General features: G+C 69.1%; 18 protein-coding genes. 3 read left to right on the top strand and 15 right to left on the bottom strand.

Annotation, left to right across the window (positions count from 1 at the left end; translation table 11 throughout):
- Positions 1–5: 5 nt before the first annotated feature.
- The 11 genes from AB0M93_RS13750 to AB0M93_RS13700 form a co-directional block, all read right to left on the bottom strand.
- A complete protein-coding gene (locus tag AB0M93_RS13750; RefSeq protein WP_364272495.1) occupies positions 6–242 on the bottom strand; it encodes an acyl carrier protein in 237 nt (78 codons plus the stop codon).
- Positions 239–1,972: a fatty acyl-AMP ligase gene (locus tag AB0M93_RS13745; protein WP_364272492.1), complete on the bottom strand. Its 1,734-nt coding sequence runs from the start codon at positions 1,970–1,972 to the stop codon at positions 239–241. Before AB0M93_RS13745 ends, AB0M93_RS13750 begins: the two co-directional genes overlap by 4 nt.
- Positions 1,969–3,189 carry an acyl-CoA dehydrogenase family protein gene (locus tag AB0M93_RS13740; RefSeq protein WP_364272489.1) on the bottom strand — a complete coding sequence of 407 codons (1,221 nt, stop codon included), beginning with the start codon at positions 3,187–3,189 and terminating at the stop codon, positions 1,969–1,971. Before AB0M93_RS13740 ends, AB0M93_RS13745 begins: the two co-directional genes overlap by 4 nt.
- Positions 3,186–4,316 carry an acyl-CoA dehydrogenase gene (locus tag AB0M93_RS13735; protein WP_364272486.1) on the bottom strand — a complete coding sequence of 377 codons (1,131 nt, stop codon included), beginning with the start codon at positions 4,314–4,316 and terminating at the stop codon, positions 3,186–3,188. Before AB0M93_RS13735 ends, AB0M93_RS13740 begins: the two co-directional genes overlap by 4 nt.
- Positions 4,313–5,146, bottom strand: a complete 834-nt coding sequence (locus AB0M93_RS13730) for an alpha/beta fold hydrolase (protein WP_364272483.1) — start codon at positions 5,144–5,146, stop codon at positions 4,313–4,315. Before AB0M93_RS13730 ends, AB0M93_RS13735 begins: the two co-directional genes overlap by 4 nt.
- Positions 5,147–5,152: 6 nt before the next feature.
- Positions 5,153–6,082: a hypothetical protein gene (locus AB0M93_RS13725; protein ID WP_364272480.1), complete on the bottom strand. Its 930-nt coding sequence runs from the start codon at positions 6,080–6,082 to the stop codon at positions 5,153–5,155.
- Positions 6,057–6,854, bottom strand: a complete 798-nt coding sequence (locus tag AB0M93_RS13720; RefSeq protein WP_364272477.1) for a 2OG-Fe(II) oxygenase family protein — start codon at positions 6,852–6,854, stop codon at positions 6,057–6,059. The genes AB0M93_RS13725 and AB0M93_RS13720 overlap by 26 nt, the downstream gene beginning before the upstream one ends.
- Positions 6,855–6,881: 27 nt before the next feature.
- Positions 6,882–8,135, bottom strand: coding sequence for a cytochrome P450 (locus AB0M93_RS13715; RefSeq protein WP_364272474.1), 1,254 nt, complete (start codon positions 8,133–8,135; stop codon positions 6,882–6,884).
- 18 nt (positions 8,136–8,153) lie between these two features.
- Positions 8,154–9,410 carry a cysteine desulfurase gene (locus AB0M93_RS13710; protein ID WP_364272471.1) on the bottom strand — a complete coding sequence of 419 codons (1,257 nt, stop codon included), beginning with the start codon at positions 9,408–9,410 and terminating at the stop codon, positions 8,154–8,156.
- Positions 9,411–9,530: 120 nt separating this feature from the next.
- Positions 9,531–10,784: an NAD(P)/FAD-dependent oxidoreductase gene (locus AB0M93_RS13705; protein WP_364272468.1), complete on the bottom strand. Its 1,254-nt coding sequence runs from the start codon at positions 10,782–10,784 to the stop codon at positions 9,531–9,533.
- A 31-nt stretch (positions 10,785–10,815) separates the two neighbouring features.
- The gene (locus AB0M93_RS13700; RefSeq protein WP_364272465.1) at positions 10,816–12,528 is read right to left on the bottom strand and encodes a bifunctional NAD(P)/FAD-dependent oxidoreductase/class I SAM-dependent methyltransferase; all 1,713 of its coding nucleotides are present in this window, start codon (positions 12,526–12,528) and stop codon (positions 10,816–10,818) included.
- A 15-nt stretch (positions 12,529–12,543) separates the two neighbouring features.
- On the opposite strand from AB0M93_RS13700, the gene AB0M93_RS13695 reads away from it, so the two are divergent.
- The 3 genes from AB0M93_RS13695 (at position 12,544) to AB0M93_RS13685 (ending at position 13,685) form a co-directional block, all read left to right on the top strand.
- Positions 12,544–12,675 carry a hypothetical protein gene (locus tag AB0M93_RS13695; protein ID WP_364272462.1) on the top strand — a complete coding sequence of 44 codons (132 nt, stop codon included), beginning with the start codon at positions 12,544–12,546 and terminating at the stop codon, positions 12,673–12,675.
- Between the two features lie 84 nt (positions 12,676–12,759).
- The gene (locus AB0M93_RS13690) at positions 12,760–12,981 is read left to right on the top strand and encodes a GNAT family N-acetyltransferase (protein WP_364272459.1); all 222 of its coding nucleotides are present in this window, start codon (positions 12,760–12,762) and stop codon (positions 12,979–12,981) included.
- Entirely contained in the window at positions 12,978–13,685 is a 708-nt protein-coding gene (locus tag AB0M93_RS13685) for a hypothetical protein (protein WP_364272456.1), read from the top strand. Before AB0M93_RS13690 ends, AB0M93_RS13685 begins: the two co-directional genes overlap by 4 nt.
- Before the next feature lie 99 nt (positions 13,686–13,784).
- Here AB0M93_RS13685 and AB0M93_RS13680 read toward each other — a convergent pair whose 3' ends face one another.
- The 4 genes from AB0M93_RS13680 to AB0M93_RS13665 are packed head-to-tail and all read right to left on the bottom strand — an operon-like array spanning position 13,785 to position 17,698.
- Entirely contained in the window at positions 13,785–14,609 is an 825-nt protein-coding gene (locus tag AB0M93_RS13680) for an AAC(3) family N-acetyltransferase (RefSeq protein WP_364272454.1), read from the bottom strand.
- 38 nt (positions 14,610–14,647) lie between these two features.
- The gene (locus tag AB0M93_RS13675; protein WP_364272451.1) at positions 14,648–16,840 is read right to left on the bottom strand and encodes a tetratricopeptide repeat protein; all 2,193 of its coding nucleotides are present in this window, start codon (positions 16,838–16,840) and stop codon (positions 14,648–14,650) included.
- A complete protein-coding gene (locus AB0M93_RS13670) occupies positions 16,840–17,418 on the bottom strand; it encodes a sigma-70 family RNA polymerase sigma factor (protein ID WP_364272448.1) in 579 nt (192 codons plus the stop codon). Before AB0M93_RS13670 ends, AB0M93_RS13675 begins: the two co-directional genes overlap by 1 nt.
- On the bottom strand, positions 17,408–17,698 hold the full coding sequence (locus tag AB0M93_RS13665; protein WP_364272445.1) for a hypothetical protein: 291 nt from the start codon (positions 17,696–17,698) through the stop codon (positions 17,408–17,410). The genes AB0M93_RS13670 and AB0M93_RS13665 overlap by 11 nt, the downstream gene beginning before the upstream one ends.
- Positions 17,699–17,839 lie beyond the last annotated feature (141 nt).

Below are 17,839 nucleotides of genomic sequence, written 5' to 3'. Positions count from 1 at the left end.
ATTGATCATGGTCGGCCGGCGGCCCGCCGTTGCTCGACCAAGTACTCAATCCCGCCCACGTCGCCGGCAGCCTGGAGGTCCTCCTCGCTGATCTCCAGACCGAGCCGCTCGGACAGGTTCACGGACAGCTCCACTATCGTGAGCGAGTCGAGGCCGGCGTCCTCCAAGCTGGTTTCGGGACGCAACGCCGACTCGTCGAGTTTCAGGTCATCCACGAGAATGCGCTTGAGGTCTTCGTTCACCTCGTCGTCCTCCCTCTCTGGTCATCGGCGGCGATCAAGGTGCCGCGCTGGTACCGGTCGCGGCAGGTGCGGCGCTGCAACTTGCCGCTCGACGTCTTCGGCATCGTGCCGCGTCTCATGAAGACGACGTCGTGGACGTAGATGTCGTGGCGCACCGCGACCGCCCGCCGCACCGCGGATCTCAGCTGGCCGAGATCCGCGTCCGGTCGTGTCTCCGCGACGATCACGACCTGTTCTTCTTCGCCGGTGTCAACCGAAAACGCGACGACGTTGCCGGGCCGAACCTCCGGAACCTCTTCCTCGATCGTCAATTCGATGTCGGTCGGGTGGTGGTTGCGGCCGTCGACGACGATGAGGTCCTTGAGCCGCCCCGTGACGAACAGTGAACCTTCGTGCAAGAACCCGAGGTCCCCGGTACGCAACCAGCCTCTCGCACCGTCGAGAACCACGTCGAAGACATCCCCGGGCTCGTCCCGGGCCCAGTAGCCCGCGCAGACATTCTCGCCACGCACCCAGATCTCTCCGGCCTCCTCGGGCCCCGCGCGCAGCCCGGTCTCCGGCTCCACGATCCGCACCTCTTGGTCCATGGGCGGCCCACAGCCCACCAGGCTGACTCCTCGGGGGTCACCGCCCTCGATCCGCCGGACGCGGCCCGCGGCGAGTTCGTTCCGGTCGAACGAGCGGATCGGGGGTTCTTCGTCCACCGGAACGGCGGTGACGATGAGCGTGGCTTCCGCCAAGCCGTAGACCGGAGTGTGGGCAACGGCACGGAAACCGCACTGCGCGAACGCCTTGGTGAAGCGGGCCAGCGAACGTGCCCGCACCGGCTCGGCGCCGTTGCCGGCGTAGATCAGCCGGGACAGATCCAGCCCGGCACGCTCCTGTTCGGGAACCCGCTCCACGCACATGTCGAACCCGAAGTTGGGGCACAGCATGTGCGTGGCCTCGTAGTCGCTCAACAGCCGAAGCCAGCGACCGGGCTCGCGCACGAACGCCAGGGGTGTCATGTGGACCACCGGAAACCCACGGGAAAGCGGCAGGATGACGGCGAACACGAGGCCCATGTCGTGGAAGAACGGGCTCCAGCTCACCGTCGTGGAGCGCTCGTCGAAGCGCAGGGTGGTCACGAGTTGAGCCGCCGCAGCAGCCATGTTCCGGTGGGTCACGCACACCCCGGCGGGACGCCTCGTCGAACCGGAGGTGTACTGGAGGTAGGCCGTCGCCTCGGGGTCGGGAGGCACCGGTTGCCACGGGTCGGCCTGGGCCGGCTCCGCGTCGTCGGGGCAGATGATCTGCACCGGTGCGGCCAGTGGGAGCCCGGCCACCGTGTCGCGGACCGCCCGGGGCGCGATCGCCACCTCGCACCCGCAGTCGTCCATCGCCGGTATCACCCGGTCGTAGTGGCGGTAGGAGATCGGCGTGGTCAGCGGCACCGCGATCACTCCGGTGGCGAGGCAGGCGACGAACCCGACGACGAAGTCCACGCCCGTCGGGCAGAGGATCGCGGCCCGGCTGCCGGGGCGGGTGGCAGACAGCAGCTGCGCACCGACGGCCCGCACCCGTGCGTCGAGTTCGCCGTAGGTCAGGTCCCTGGGCCGGCCCCGCGGCTCGGCCGAGTAGTCGACGAACGTCATCGCCGTCCGCTCAGGATGCGTTTCGGCGCGCTGCCGAACCGCCGCGGGAAGCCCGCCGGCGTGAGCGGTCCACGCAGTCTCGGGGAGGACGCTCATTGCCGGTGTCCCTCTCTCGCCCGGGAATTCCCGGTGTCGAGCATCCGGCTCGCGATGGTGCGCAGCAGAATGTTCGACGTGCCCTCGTAGATCTGGCCGATCATCGCGTCCCGGTAGAACTTTTCCACGGGGTAGGCACTGCTCAACCCGTTGCCGCCGAAGGTCTGGACCGCTTGCGACGCCGCCCGCTCGGCCACTTGGGAAGCGAAGTACTTCGCCATCGCGCAGCGCGACAGCAGCTCGGAACCGTAGCCCCCGTCGTCGGCGATGCGTGCCGCGTCGTCCACGAGCAGGCGCGCCGCCTCGATTTCCGTGGCCATTCGGGCGAGCGGCAGCTGCACACCCTGGAAGCCGGCGATGGGCTGCCCGAACTGGCGGCGCCGGCCGGCGTAGCCGACCGCCGCCTCGAGCGCTCCCGTGGCCAGCCCGACCATCTGCGCGCCGATGCCGATACGGCCGATGTTGAGCGTGTCGACGGCGATGTCGTAGCCCTCGCCCTCTTCGCCGAGCCGCCGGCCCAACGGGATACGCACGCTGTCGAACTGCACCCCGCAGGTGGAACTGGCCCGGATCCCGAGCTTGTCCTCGTTCGGTCCGACAACCACCCCGGGCGTGTCCCGCGGGACCAGGAAGGCCGTGACGCCGTACACGCCGTGCTCGGGCGCGGCGTTGGCGAACACCAGGAACACCCCCGCCTCACGGGCATTGGTGGTCCAGACCTTCCGGCCATCGAGCACGTAGTCGCTTCCCGCCCGCCGCGCCCTCGCGCGCATCGCGAACGCGTCGCTGCCTGTTTCGGCTTCGGTCAGCGCGTAGGCACCGACGACGTCACGTGCCAGCCGGGGCAGGTACTCTTCCTGCTGCGCCGGGCTGCCCCAGCGGATGAGCGCGGTGTTGACCAGGACGTTCTGGACGTCCACACAGACCGCCACCGCCGGGTCGACCCGGGCGAGCTCGGCGATGGCCAGCGCGCTCAGGAAGATCGAGCCACCGCCACCGTCGTAGCGATCCGGAATCTGGATGCCCATCAACCCGAGCGCGAACAGCTCGTCGATCAGGTCCCGCGGCATGCGGGCTTCACGGTCCATCTCCGCTACCCGCGGCCGGAGTTTCTCCTGCGCCCACTTGCGGACACTGTCCCGCAACGCCTCTTCTTCGGCCAGGAACTCGGTGCGCCGAATCCCTCCGGACGGTGCTTGCATGGCGTGCCCCTTCATCGGAACGCGGACAGCCCCAGGACGGACCGGGCCACCACGAGCTTGTGGATTTCGGTTGTTCCTTCGGCGATGGTCAGCGCTCTGGCGTCCCGGAAGTAGCGCTCGAGCGGGTAGTCCGGGGACAGGCCGTTGGCGCCGTGGATCTGGATAGCGTCCGACGCCACCCTCACCGCCATCTCGGTCGCGTACGCCTTGGCCATCGAGGCTTCCCGGTCCGAACGCCGGTTCTCCTGGATCGAAGTCAGTGCGCGGTGGATGAGCAGCCGTGAGGCGTCGATCTCGGCGGCCATGGTGTAGATCTTGTCCTGGATGAGCTGGAACTCCCCGATCCGCCGGCCGAACTGCTGCCGCTTCCTGGCGTAGGCGACCGATGCTTCCAGTGCCGCCCGGGCGATGCCGAGGGACACCACCGCCATGCGGCAGCGGGCCCACTGCAACGTCCGGAAGACGAGTTGCAGGTTCCGCAGCGGGCCCTCCCGGCCGACGCAGTTCTCCCGTGGCACCCGGCAGTCCTCGAAAACCATCTCGGAGGTCACGAACGCCGTCAGTCCGAGCTTGGGCAGATCGGCGGTCCGGTAGGGCGACCGCTCGCGTTCGACGATGATCGGCCTGATCTCCTCCGGCTCGTTCTCCGCGGCGACCCGGCACAGCACCACCGCGTAGTCGGACGGATCGGCATTCGAAATCCAGCGCTTGCGCCCGTTGATGACGTACTCGTCGCCGTCCGGGACCGCCCGGGTCTCCATGGCCGCGTTGTTCGACCCGTGGTCCGGCTCGGTCGAGGCGAGACAGCCGATCTTCGTACCGCCGAGCAGGCCGGATACCGCCCGATCGCACAGCTCCGGCGTTCCGACCGCGGCGATGTAGCGGGCGCAGGCGTGGGAGACCATCAGACAGCCTTCGAGCGAGGGGAAGACCCTGGCGAGTTCCTCGCTCGCCAGGGCGCCGGCGACCTCGTCCGGCGCGTCGTCGTCCGCCGGATAACCGTGCCCGCGCAACATTTTCACGAGCTGCGGCAGCATGTCGAGCGGGATGCGATCGTCGGTGTGGCGGTCGCCGAGCGGTTTGATGTCCGCTTCCAAGCCTGCGCGCAGGGAATCGAGCCAGTCATCCGGTGCCGCGTTCACGAGCCCGCTCCCCTTTCCTCGTCCAGGCGCCGGATCTCGGCGGCCACCGCCTCGGTGAACCGCTGCCGGGCCGAGTCGAGGAAGAAGTGGGCGCCGGGCAGCGTGGTCGCGGAGAACCCGCCGGTGGTGTGCTCCCGCCAGGACAGCAGATCGGCGTGCGGCACGGACCGGTCCTCGCGACCGCCGAAGGCCGCGATCGGGCAGCCGAGCAGGCGGCCGAGCCGGGCCTGGTAGGTCTCGTCCAGACCCAGATCCGCGCGGATGACCGGCAGCATCACGTCGGCGAGTTCCTCGTTGTCCAGCAGGTCGTTGTGCACTCCGGCAAGCTGGTGCAACCCGGCGATCAGCTCGTCCCGGGACAGCTCGTGCAGCGGCGGCCGCGCCGAACGCCGATGCGGGGCCCTGGCCGCGGCGACGAACAGCGCCGCCGGGCCGGGCAGACCCCGCCGGGCCAGCTCGTGCGCGACCTCCAGGCCGATCAGCGCCCCGACGCTGTACCCGAGCAGGACGAACGGCGGGCGGACCCACTCACCGATGACGTCGGTGACCTGCTCGACGAGCGGCTCGAGCCGGGTCAGCGGCGTTTCGCCGAGCCGGCGGCCGTGCCCGGGAAACTCGATGGCGCACACCTCGACGTCATCGGGAAGACCTGCCGCCAGCCCCTTGAACACCGACGCCCGGCCCCCGGAGTAGGTCAGGCAGACCAGACGCAAGCGGGCATCCGGGTTCGGCTTCGGGTACTGGATCCATTTCTGACGGCCGTCCCGGCTCGCAACCCGGGTCGAGCCCGGGTTGCGAGCCGAGCCGAGCCGGTCACGTGGCTCCGGCATCGGCGGTCAGGACTCCGCGCCGGCGGCCCGCACGCCGACCGCGCCGAACTGTTCCACGAAGCGGGCGATCGATTCCTCGGGAATCATCACTCCGTCACATTGCGGCGGCCCGCCCACATAACCGTTCTTGCGGAGGACGTCGATGTGCCCCGCGGCACGCCCAGGCTCGGCTGGACCCGTCGCCGGCGAGATGCCGTCCTGAGCCACCAGCACATTGGACAGTACCGAGCTGGTGATCTGCGTGGTGCTGAAGGCGTCCGGGGTGTTGGCGGCGAACCACTCGACGCCCTCTTCGCCGGCCAGCTCATACATCATCGGCGGCCAGCCGAACACCTTCTGCATCGGCGTGGCGCACTCGATCACGTCGCCCTGCCCGAAGAGCAGATCGGCCTTCTCCGTGATCCGGGCCATCGCGATGTCCCGGTCGTAGCACGGCGGGATCGAGTCGTCGACCAGCATGGTGCCGGGCCGCAGCCGGGCGATGTCTACGATGTCGGGTGCGTTCGTGTCCGCGCTGATCACAGTCGACTCGTAGAACTCGTCCGGCAGCTTGGACGTCCCCCCGATGACCTCGATTTCGCCCCGGTAGCCGAGCACGTTGACCACCTCGTCGGCGGCCTTGCGGAGCCGGCCGGGGAGCCCGGCCGCCGGGCCGCGCAGACTGTCGCCAGTCGCGGCGTACGGGTCGCACAGGATGAGCTTCCGCGGGTGCGGCAGGTGCTTCAGCAACAAGTGCATGGACGCCTTGCCCACCGAACCGACGCCGGGGATGCCCAGCACCTCGTCCTCCATCCGGCGCCCGGTCATCCGCAGCATGTTCTCGACGTTCAACAGCACCGCGGCGGCCGTGGTCTCGTGGCCGCTGGTGACCGGAGGAAGGTCCGCGCGGTCCTTGACGGCCGCCGCCACGCTACGGGCGTAGTCGGTGGCCGTCACCAGCAGCCCGCTGAGCGAAATGCTCGGGGCTGACCACCCGGTGCACTGTCGACGCCCAGCGGCCCCCCGTCCAGAAGGCCATGAGATCGCCGATATTCACCACGAGGCTGCCGGGGATCGCCGGGACATCAAGCCAGTCATCCCCCTGGCGGACCTGGAGACCGCCCAGCGCGTCAGCGATGTACAGCACGGTCAAGCTCCCCCAGTCGGTGTGCGCCTCCCGGCGCAGCGCGCCGTCTCCCGGCCCGGGGTAGTAGTAGTTGGCCAACAGCAGCGAGACGTGCCGATCGAACTTGTCGTCGAAGAAGTGCTCGTCGACGCCCAGTGCCAGCGCGAACAGTCGCATGATCTCGGCGGACAGGTCGGTCATCGCCGCGATGTAGTCGTACCACGTCGCCTTGAACCGCTCGTCCGGCCAGATGTTCGCCACCTTCCACGTCGCCGGGTAATCACCGAGGCCCGCTCTTTCTTCTTCACTGAGATCGCCGGTCACATGGGCGGCGAACGCCTCGTACGAACCGCCGGGACGCCGAAGTCCGGATACCCCGGCACCGCGATTCGCGCTCGGCTCTTTCTCCGCGTCCGGCTGGGTGAAGAAGTTCTTCGTCGTGGTGTGCATGCGACGGATCAACGTCTCCGACAGGTCGTGTCCGACTATCGTGAAGAACCCGGAGCGCTCGCAAGCACGGCTGATCGCCCCCGCGATCCTTTTCCGGCCGGCCGCGGTGACGCGTCCGGACATGTCGATGACGGGTACGAATTCGTCTGTCACTTTCTCTCCGTTCCCCCAGCCGCCGGATCAGGTCGAGATCGGCAGTCGTATGTAGCCGTGCAGGGCCAAGCCGGGCCGGCGGGTACCCGGACTCGTTGTGCTCAGCTTCGGAAAAGCGCGGAGCAGCGCCGGGAACGCGATCTGGGCCTCCAGCCGGGCCAGCGGTGCGCCGAGGCAGTAGTGCATGCCGCCGCCGAAGGACATCGGTGGCTCGCCGGATCGGTCCAGCAGGAGCCGGTCCGGCTCGTCGAAAACGCCGGGGTCGCGGTTGGCCGCGCCCAGGACCAGCATGGTGCGCTGACCTGCCGCGATCGGCTGCCCGGCCACCACCATGTCCTCCTCTGCGGTACGGGCGAACAGGAATTGCAGCGGGGCGTCGAACCGCACCAGCTCCTCGACGGCCGATTCGGCCAACCAGGGCTCCGTGCGCAGCCGGTCCGCCTGGTCCGGGTTGTCCAGCAACGCGACCAGGCCGTTGGAAAGCAAGCCCGTGGTCGTCTCGAATCCCGCCGCCCACAGCAACCCGGCCATGGTCGTCACTTCCTCCGCGGACAGGCCGGAATCGCCGTCGGCCGGGACGACCAGTGCCGACATCAGGTCGTCGAGCGGACGCGCTCGCCGCTGCGCGGCCAGGTCGTCGAGGTAGTCACGGATGACGACCGCCGCTGCGTCGGCCTTGTCCACGGTTGTCGGATCCTGCGCGTTCACGACACCGGTCCAGTCACGCACCAGCGTCTGGAACATCGGCCGGTCGGCGCGGGGGATGCCGAGCAGTTCCCCGATCACGGTCACCGGCACCGGGTAGGCGAACTCGTCGACGAAGCAGCACCCACCGGAGAGCCGATCCAGCGCGTCGGCCACGATCCGCTCGACGGCAGGCCGCAACGCGGCGACCCGGCGGGCGGTGAACGCGCCGGACACGACCCGGCGAAGTCGGGTGTGTTCAGGAGGATTGAGATGTCCGAGACTGGTGAAGAACAACCGCAACGAAGGCCGGCTCCGCCAGTCGGTGTAGCCCATGCGCTCCAGCATCTGCCCGACCTGCTTGGTCAGCCGGGCGTCCCGGACCGCAGCGTTCGCCAGCCGGTAGCCGATGATCACCAGCTCTCCGCCCGGTCCGGTGACCGCCGGGCCGAAGGCGTGCATCCGCCGGTACGCGGCATAGGGATCGGCCTGGATCTCCGGGTCGCCGAGCAACGCGGTGACCAGCTCGGTTGCCGCCTGCGGCCCCGTCTCGTCGCGGGTGGTCGCCTCGGGTTTCATCGTGGTCGTCGTCCTCACCTTCGCTCGCGGGCTGCCTCAGCCGGCCAGGAATCGCTCGTTCGACCAGAACCCCTTCTCCGCGGTCGCCACCGACTCGATGAGCAGGTCCACCTCTTCGATCGTGTTGTACACACCGAAGGACGCGCGCACGGATCCGACGATGCCGAGACCGTCGATGAAGGGCGTGGCACAGTGCACGCCGGTGCGGGTCGCGATACCGAACGTGTCGAGGTGGCCGCCGACGTCGTGCGGGTGCACGCCGTCCACGTTGAAGGAGACGATCCCGCCGAGCGGTTTCTGAGCGCCGTACACGGTGACGCCGTCGAGGGCGCGCAGTCCCTCGGCAGCGCGCGCGGCCAGCGCGGCATCGTGCGCGCCGACCGCTTCCCGGCCGAGGTCGTCGAGGTAGTCCATCGCTGCGGCGGTGCCCACCATGCCGGCGATGTTGGGCGATCCCGCCTCGAACCGCAGCGGCGGGCGGGCGCCGACCGGGCCGTCTTCGTAGGTGGCGATGGGCGCCATACCGCCGCCGAGCAGCAGCGGCGCCATTCGTTCGAAGTGCTCGGCCTTTCCGTGTAACACTCCGGTGCCGTGCGGACCGTACATCTTGTGCGCGGAGAAGCAGTAGAAGTCCGCGTCGATGTCCTGCACGTCCACGGGCCGGTGCGCAATGGCCTGGGCGCCGTCCACGACCACGGGAACGCCGTGTCGGTGTGCCTCGGCGACGATCTCGCGCACCGGGTTGACGGTCCCCTGGACGTTGGAGACGTGGGCCACGGCGATCAGGCGCGTCCGATCGGTGATCTTCGCGAGGAAGGATTCCAGGGACGGCTCGCCGTGCTCGTCGACCTCCGCGACCTTCAGCGTGGCCCCGGTCCGCACGCAGAGCTGCCGCCACGGGAGGAGGTTGGAGTGGTGCTCGAGCCCGCTGATCAGGACCTCATCGCCCTCCGAGACGGCCAGGGGGCCGAAGCACTGAGCGACGAGGTTCAGCGATTCGGTCGCGCTCTTGGTGAACACGACCTCCGGCGCCGCGGCCGCGTTGAGGAAGGCGCGGACGCGCTCGCGTGACCGCATGAACCGGTCCGTCGCCCGCATACCGAGCTTGTGCACCCCACGTTCGACATTGCTGTTGTCCGTGCAGTAGTAGTCACAAATGGCGTCGAGCACCTGACGCGGCATCTGCGTCGTCGCGGCGTTGTCGAGGTACACGGGCGGTTTGCCGTCCAGGTCCTTCGCGAGGATCGGGAAATCGGCCCGGACGTCCCGGACGGCAGTCTGCTCAGCGGTCATCAGCACACCTAACTGGGAGGGACAAGGGGGAATGCACGAAGGCCGGTCCCGTCGACCACCTTCGCGAGCGGGCGCCGGCACGGGAAGCCCGAAGGGTGCGCACGAAAGTGCGCACCGGCGTCAGGGCTCGCTGCGGCCCACGATGTGCTCCACGATGTGCGCGGCGTCGGCGCCGGCACCCACGAATACCGCCGAGGCCGCGGAAGTCAGCCAGGGCAGCCCGACCGCGTACAGCCCGGGGTGGACCGTGACGCCCTCATCGTGCCGCGGGTATCCCCATTCGTCGAAGATCGGCAGGTCCACCCAGCTGAAATCGAGCCGGTACCCGGTCGCCCAGATCACGGAGCCAATCCCGGCAGCGGCGAGGTCGAGCTCTGTGACGATGTCCGGCACGAAGGAATCGGCGGGCGGGCGGTCGTCGGGCGGGGCGTCGATGCCGGCCGCCGCGATGTAGGCGTCGAACAACCGGCGTTGCGTCTTGTCGAACTGGGTTTCGGCGAACACCAGCCGCTCGGCAAGGTCGTCGGCGAACCGCGCGGTTGTGCCGTCGGCCGTCTCCAGCCTGGCGTACAGGCGGACGCCTTCCGGGGCCAGCCGGCGTAGGTCGATGCTGTGGCCGCCGCCCTGCCCGGACAGGATCGGATTGCCGGCGAAACGGCCGGCCGGCGGTGGTGGCTTCATCTCCACTCCGACCTCGGCGCCGTGCAGGTGCACTTGGAGCAGCCACCAGCCGAGGTCGCGGCCTCGGTAGCGGCGTGGAGCGGCAAAGCACTTCGACACCGACAAATGGACGTCACGGCCCGCTCGGTGCAGTTCCTCGGCGATCTGCGCGCCGGACTGGCCGGCACCCACCACCAGGACCGCACCGTCGGGCAGTTCCCCGGGGCTGCGGTACTCGTTCGAGTGCAGTTGCCGGATCCGTCCGGAAAACTGCCGGGCCGCGGCCGGGATCGCCGGCTTGGGGTACGGTCCGGTCGCCAGCACGATGTTGCGCGCCTGGAAGGTCGTGTCACCGGAGTGGGCCAGGAAACCGCCATCGGTGGCGGCCAGTCGGGTGATGCCGGTTTCGAGCTGGACCGGGGCGCTGTTGGCCGCCGCGTACGTCGAGAGGTACTTCACCACGTCGTCGCGAACCATGAAGCTGTCCAGGTCGTCGCCGTCGTAGGGCATTCCCGGCATCAGCAGAGTGAAGTTCGGCAGCACCAGGCAGAATTCGTCCCAGCGATCCAGCCAGCCCCCGCCGAGCCGGTCCCGGCGGTCGACGACGAGGTGGTCGATGCCGGCCTCGGTCAGCCAATGGCTCGTGGCCAGTCCCGACTGACCGCCTCCGATCACCAGCGTATGGATCCGCTCGACCGTCCCCCTGCTGGTCATGGCCGGTTCCTTCCCTTCCGCATCGGGTGTTTCACGATCGACCGGTGGCATGCCGCACCGCGCGCAGCACCGCGTCGGTCAGCGTGATCGGCGCGCCTTCCGGGTCCGTGGCCGGGCGCTCGATGGCTGAACTGGTGATGTCCCATTCCGATGGCTCCAGCACGGCGGCGATCTCGTCCGCCGTGAACATCAGGTGGGGCAGGCGCGGGCGCCGCAGGGTCGCCACCTCCAAGTCGGCCGGGTGGTGACCGACGACGAGCAGCGTCCCGCCCGGGCGGACGGCCGCGGCGAGCCTGCGGTACAGGGCGTCGCGCGCGGACCGGGGCAGGTGCAGGTACTGCACCGACACCAGGTCGAACTGTTCGGGGGCGGGGTCCCACTCGGTGACGTCGGCCTGCTGCCACGTGACGTTGACTCCGGCGTCGGTGGCGTGCGATTCCGCGCGGTCCAGCGCGACCTGCGCTCGGTCCACCGCGGTGACTTTCCAGCCGTGCGAGGCGAGCCAGATGGCGTCCGCGCCTTCGCCGGTGGCGACGTCCAGTGCCGTTCCCGGCGCGAGCTCGGCCGCGGTGGCAGACACGTGCGGGTTGACCTCGCCGCTCCACACCCGATCGGCCTTGCCGTACCGCTCCTGCCAGTAGCCGGGCGCCAGCACCTGGACGGTGAGCCGCGTGTCTTCGCCGATGAGATCGGCGTTGATCGCCGCGCCTGCGGCCGCTCCGGCGGCGGCAGCGCTCATAACCTGCGCGCTGAGGTCGGTGACGTTCCCGGCGACCCAGACCCCGGGTACCTTTGTGAGCCCGGACGGATCGGCCGCGATCGACTCGCCGATGCCCTGCGGGTGCGGCGTCGGCTCCAGGCCGAGGTCGGTGAGCACCTTCGAGTTGGCCACCACGCGCGGCGGGACGACCACGGCCGAGCAGGCCACGACCCTCCCATCGACCAGCCGCAGGCCGGTGACCTGGTCCTCGGCCACCTCGAGCGACTCCACTGCCCCTGTGACGACGTCGATGCCCCATGCGTTCAGCTGGGTCAGCTGCTGTTCAGTCACTTCCGAGGCGGTGTGCTGGAAGAACGTCACTTCCGACGTCAGCTGCCGGAACATCAGCGCTTGCCGCATCGCCCAATCGAGGTGGGTAGCGACCACTCCGACGGGTCGGTTGCGCAGCTCCCAGCCATGGCAGTGCGGGCAGTGCACGACGTCGCGGCCCCAACGCTCGGCCACCCCCGGGATGTCGGGCAGCTCATCGGTCAGGCCGGTGGTGATCAGCAACCGCCGCGCAGTGACGGTATCGCCGTCGTCGAGGCGCACCTCGAACCCATCGTCGACCCGGCGAGCTGTGACCGCCGTCGCCGTCAATATGAGCCCCCCGAAGCGTTCGACCTCGGCCCGCCCGATCTCGACGAGTTCGAGAGGGCTGATCCCGTCACGGGTCAGGAACCCGTGCATGCCGTGGACGGCGGGCGCGTTGCGCGGCGACCCGGCGTCGAGCACGATCACCGAACGCCCGGACCGGCCCAAGCTCACCGCGCCACTCAACCCCGCCGCGCCGCCGCCGAGCACCGCGACATCGAATTTCTGCTCCATGACCACCATGATCGGCACGCGCGGACGGAGGGCCAACAAAATTTGCAAGAGTGGCAAACGCCGACGCGCCCCGCCCAAGTGGAAACCAGCTAAGCAGTAGATCGCCAACGCGGCTGTTTTCCATGAACTCCAGCCGCCGACCGGCACCACCTCCACGGAGGGCCCGGACCTGTGCGACTCCTGAGCTGCCTCACCGACAAGAAGAACTTCGGCTCGAAGTTCGACGAGGCGATGCGGGCGCGAGGCATCGACATGGACGGCATCCGGGAGTGCCTCGACCGCATGTGCAAGAAAGAGCCCTGAACACGGGCGATGCAGCTTTGCCGATGACGAGACCGGGCCGGTCTTCTGTGGACCTGTCCGGCCTCGTCGCAGTGGACGGCGATCGTGACGGGACCCCGGTCCTGCTGCCGCAATACTTCGGAGTCGCTCCCCGAGCGCCGCGGCCACGGGCACGGCCGTGCCCTGTGGCGGGCCACGATGGCGTGGGGCGCCCGGCACGGCGCGCGCTACCAGCTGCTGCAGGCCACCGCCGGAGGGCCGTCGGAATCGCTGTTCTGCTCCGAAGGGCTGACCACCCTCGGCTTCACCTGCGCGGTGGCCGCATGAACCAGCCCGGCACCACAGCGGCATCCATGGGCACCCGCGACCGCCTCCCTCTCCCGCCAGCGGTTCGCGCCGCGGTCGAAGCCGAAGTCGGCGAAATCCGCCGCGTCGAGCCAGTGGCCAGCGGGTTGAACTCCACCTTCGCCGCCGTGCTGCACACCACCGACACGGCCGTGTTCGTGAAGGGAATGCCCAGCGACCATCCCCGTGTCCGCGGGCAGCACCGCGAAGCCGCAATCGCCTCGTACCTCGGCGGGATCGCGCCGCCGCTGCGCTGGCACCTGGACGTCGCCGGCTGGGACCTGCTCGGGTTCGACTATCTTCCCGGCCGCGTTGCCGACCTCTCCCCCGGTTCCCACGATCTCGCCGTCGTGGCGTGCACCCTCGCCCGGCTCGGCGAGTTCGAGCCACCGGACCTGCCGCTGCCCCGGATCGAGCATCGCTGGAGCGGCCTGGCCGACGACACCGACCTGGCTCTGCTCGCCGGCGACCACCTCCTGCACACCGACCTCAACCCCAACAACATCCTCATCAGCGACGGCCGCGCCTGGCTCGTCGATTGGGCCTGGCCCACCCTCGGCGCCGCCTGGATCGACCCCGCCTGCGCCGCGCTCTGGCTCATCGCCGAAGGCCACACCCCCACTGCCGCAGAAGCAAGGGCAAGCACCCTCCCGGCCAACCAGTGGTTGACCCACCGGAGCTCATGAACCGCTCACGAGGACTCGCCCGATGACCGCTCCCACCGAACCGCCGCTCCGCGTCGGCGCCCGCAGGCTCGAGCGACACGCCGCTTCAAGCTCTGGCGACTATGTCGTCTGGGGGCCTCCGGCGATCGAGTCACGGCACAGCAGGCAGTCGTCGGCGGCGCAACGAGTGATGCCCTGGTCTTCCCTGATAGCCGCCGTAGCGGCTGCGAGAGTTGGCCGCGCGGGAAAGGCCTGCCACCGCGATCCGCCGACGACCGCGGTACGTACGTGGGGGCGCAGGATTGACCCCAGACGCGGGAACCCTTCGGAGCAGGATCCGACCTCGACCATGGACACTCGATGGTCGACGTTTCGAGCCCAGCGCAGGAACAGGCGACGCCCCGCCTGCTGTTCGGCCAGATGAAGCGCTGTCATCCGGTTGAGCCCCACCCCGATCAGGATGATCAACCCGTCCCGAGCAGCCAGTTCGCGGATTGGGCCGTACACGTCGGAGGGGCTCTGCGCCGCGATCAATTCGCCGGCCAGGGGGCCGAGTGCGGCGAACGAGTTGAGCGGATGCGTACCGCGCACAGCGCCGGCGCGGCTGATCACGGCCGCTGGGAGCACACCCAGTCCTGGGTTGATAAGCCCGCAGTCGGTGGTATACGGGGTGCCTTCCGTAACCGTGGGCACCGCGGGGAATTCGGAGTAGTCGATGCCGTTGCGCAGCGGCCGCAGGCCGACAGGAGGGGTCACACCGAACTGACGTTCGGTGAAGGTCGGCACCAGTACGGTGCGGTCGCAAGCCAGAAACGCGTCCAGCAGGGCATCCACGCCACCCGCGACGGGCGCTCCGAAGGAGCGCAACGACGCGTGCAGCATGATAGGACGATCTCGCGGCGCCAGTTCGTCAACCGCCTTGCTGAGGTGTTCGGTCAGAATCATCGTGGATCTCCTCGAACGGGGCCGGTAGTGATCGGTGATCAGACGGAGTGGCGGGCGTCGACGATCCGGCCGTGCCTGAGTTCCTCCAGCGCCACTACTGTCGCCCGCGTTTCGGGGTGGTCCTCGCCCAGCACCTTGCGACGGCGGTCGAGGACGTCCCGGTAACCGGCCTCCGCCTCCGCCGTCCGGCCGCGGCGTGCCGCGATCCAGGCAAGCTCGTGCCGGATGACGAGCGTCTCGGGATGATCTGCACCGAGGAGTTGCACACACAGGTCGAGAAGGTTGCGGTAGCCGGTCTCGGCTTGCGCCCATCTGCCTTCCCTGGCGGTGATCCAGGCGAGTTCGTGCTGGGTTCCCAGAGTTCGCGGGTGCGCGGGGCCGAGCACCCGCAGACGGTCTTCGAGGACTGCTCGGAGGACTGCTCGGGCCTCGTTGACCCGCCCCTGGTTCGCGATCGCCCAGCCGAGTTCATGGCGGGTTATCAGGATATCGGGGTCGTCGGAGTCCAGAACGCCGGCACTGTCGCGGAGGACCGCTCGATAGCCCTTCTCGGCCTTGGTCCATTCCTTCCTGCAACCGGCGATCCAGGCGAGTTCGTGTCGGCACCGGAAGACATCCGGGTGCTGTGGGCCGAGCTGCCGCAGCCGGTTCTGGAGCACGTCCCGGTACAGGCTTTCCGCTCCGGCCAGATCACCCTGGTCCGCGACCGCCCACGCCAGCATGTGGCGCAGGCGAAGCACCGTGAGATGCTCGTTCCCCAGCTCAGCGCTGCGGGCCAGGGCGCGTTCGCACAGAACTTTCCCCGCTCGGCCTGATCCGCTGAGGTTGAACGCCCAGGCCATGCGGGCGGCGGCTTCCAGAAGCTGGACGAGATGCTCCCGGTCCACGTGCTGCGCTGTGGTCTCCAGAAGGCTCAGCAGATGGGGTCCCAGCAGTGAATACTCGGGCCAGGCCGCTGGCTGATCAGGGGGCAGGCCGGCGACAGCGGCGGCAAGGAGGGCGACCGCGGCGTGCCGGATCCCGTCCGGGCGCGGTTCCGGCCCGTCCAGGCTGGCTCGGCCGGCCGCTCCGACGACGGGATGCACGACGATGCCGTCCGGGGAGCCGTAGTGGATCAAGCCGACCTCTCGCAGCCCCCGCATCGCTTCGTCCAGGTGCCGGATCGGTGGAGTGGTGTCACGCAAGTCCGGCGGACCGGGCAGGAAACCGACGTGGAGGAGACGCTCGGGGATCGCGGTGGAGGCGTAGCAGCTGGCCAGCTGCAGCACTGGCCGAGCCTGCGGGACTCCTCGCTGTGCCAGCTCGTCCAGGGAGAGTTCCACGGCACGGCCCGCCAGCGCCCCCATGGCTGCTGCGGTGGGACGTTTCCGCAGACTGGATTCGACCGTCCCGCCGACCGCCAGTTCGTAGGCGGCGAAGGTGGCTCGCCGGGTGGCTCGCGAACGCAGGTGGCTGCCTGCCAGATGCAGGCTCAGCGGGTGGCCGTTCAGGCGGCGAGCCAGCGCCCTGGCCTGGTCTTCATCGCCCGCCGCCGGCGCCAGTTCGCGCAGCATCCGGGCGGCGTCGTTCTCGTCCAGCGCGCCGATGGTCAGGATCCGTGCCGCTCCCCACATCCGCGGGTCGGTCTCTCGGCTGGTCACCAGCGTCAGGCCGTGCGCAGACGAGCGCGCCCAGCCCGTCAGATCCTGGATTCCGGCCGGCGAAGTTCCGGTCGACAGCACCCGGGGATCATCAGCCTCGTCGAACACCAGCAGCCACCCGGGGGATGCGCGGTCGAGCAGCCTCCAGAAGCGGTCAGCAGCGTCCACCGTGCCCCGGGCGATCGCCTCGACGTCGTGCGGGGCCGCGCCCATCTGCCGCGCCACCGCCGTTAGCCCCTGCGAGAGGGCAACCGGATCGAGGGCCGAGACCCACAACACCCGACCACCCTGTTCCCGGACGTGCTCGGCCAAGGCCGTGGCCACCGTCGTCTTGCCCGCGCCTCCCGGGCCGGTGAGCACCGCAGGCTCTCGCCGTGATCCGCGCGTCAGCGCCAGTAGGTCGTCCAGCAGCGCACGGCGGCCAATGAACCGGGCGGGTCCCCCGGGAACGTGGTCGCCGGCCCTGTCCTTGAGCGCTCGCAGCCTGGCCTCCAAGCCGTCGTCGGTGATGTATTCCTCGACGATCTCGCTGATAAGGTTCAGCTGCTCCCGCAGTGCCTCAGCCACAGAGTGGTCATCATCGCTGGCCACTACCGCTCCTCTTCTTCCTGGGGCGAGCCGATCGCCGGGGGATCCAACAGCGGACGCAGCCGCTTCTTGACCAGATGGATGATCTGGCGGATGTTGTTGGGTTTCTTGTGCAGAACCTCGGCAATCTCCGCCGGCGTGTAGCCTTCGGTGATCAAATGCATTACCTGACGCTGCGCCGAAGGCAGGCACGCGAGCGTGTTCGCGACGAACTGACGATCTTCCAGTGCCGTCAGCGCCGACTTGTCGGTCGGCAGCATCGACCCGTCCTCGTCAAGCGCGACGGACTGCAGGCGGTGCCGCTCATCCTTGAGCCGACGCCTTGCCGTTTTCATCGCGTAAGCCCGAGGATGGCGTACCCGGCCGGGGTCGGAAACGGGAAGGTGCCAACGTTCGAACAGCTTCTCCATCGCGTGAGCGACACAGTCGTCGGCGTCGGTCGGGGAAGCCCCCTCCATGACCATCAACGCCTTCACCAGCTTCCGGTATTCAGCACGGAAGAAGTCGTCAAAGCCGCCCGGGTAAGCCACTCTCCCGTCCGCGGCGGAGTCGCCGGTGGCGAATTGCTCCTCATCGGGCACCGGAACCCTCCCAGGGGGACAAGCCACCCTGGCCGCATGCGTGTACGAAGCCCTTCGGCGGTGGCTCGCGCGTCCCGACGGACACCAGCACCACCTTCAGGCGGTACCCCCCGGCACGCAACGCCGCGGCCGCCATCACGCCGCTCACGACGCACGTGCCGCAGAACGCGGCCGCACCATTGAGCTGGGTCAGTGCCTCCACCAGCGCCACCCATCCGACCAGCCGTGCCGGCTCCGTAACGCCGGCCAGGGGAACAAAACCGTAGTCATCCATATCCACGTGGCCGTCCTTCGCCTCGTCGATCCATCGATTGACTTATAAGAGCGCCCAGCCGCCCGATACGTTAAAAGCCCTGATCACGCCACCGTTCAAGCCAACGTTTCCTGCCCGCAGGCGCCGGGGAGCTCCGGCCAACCACGA

This window comes from Amycolatopsis sp. NPDC051102 (assembly GCF_040682815.1).
Classification (GTDB): Bacteria; Actinomycetota; Actinomycetes; order Mycobacteriales; family Pseudonocardiaceae; genus Amycolatopsis.
Note: the sequence above shows the minus strand (reverse complement) of the source record. Positions and strands in the feature narration are given on the sequence as shown.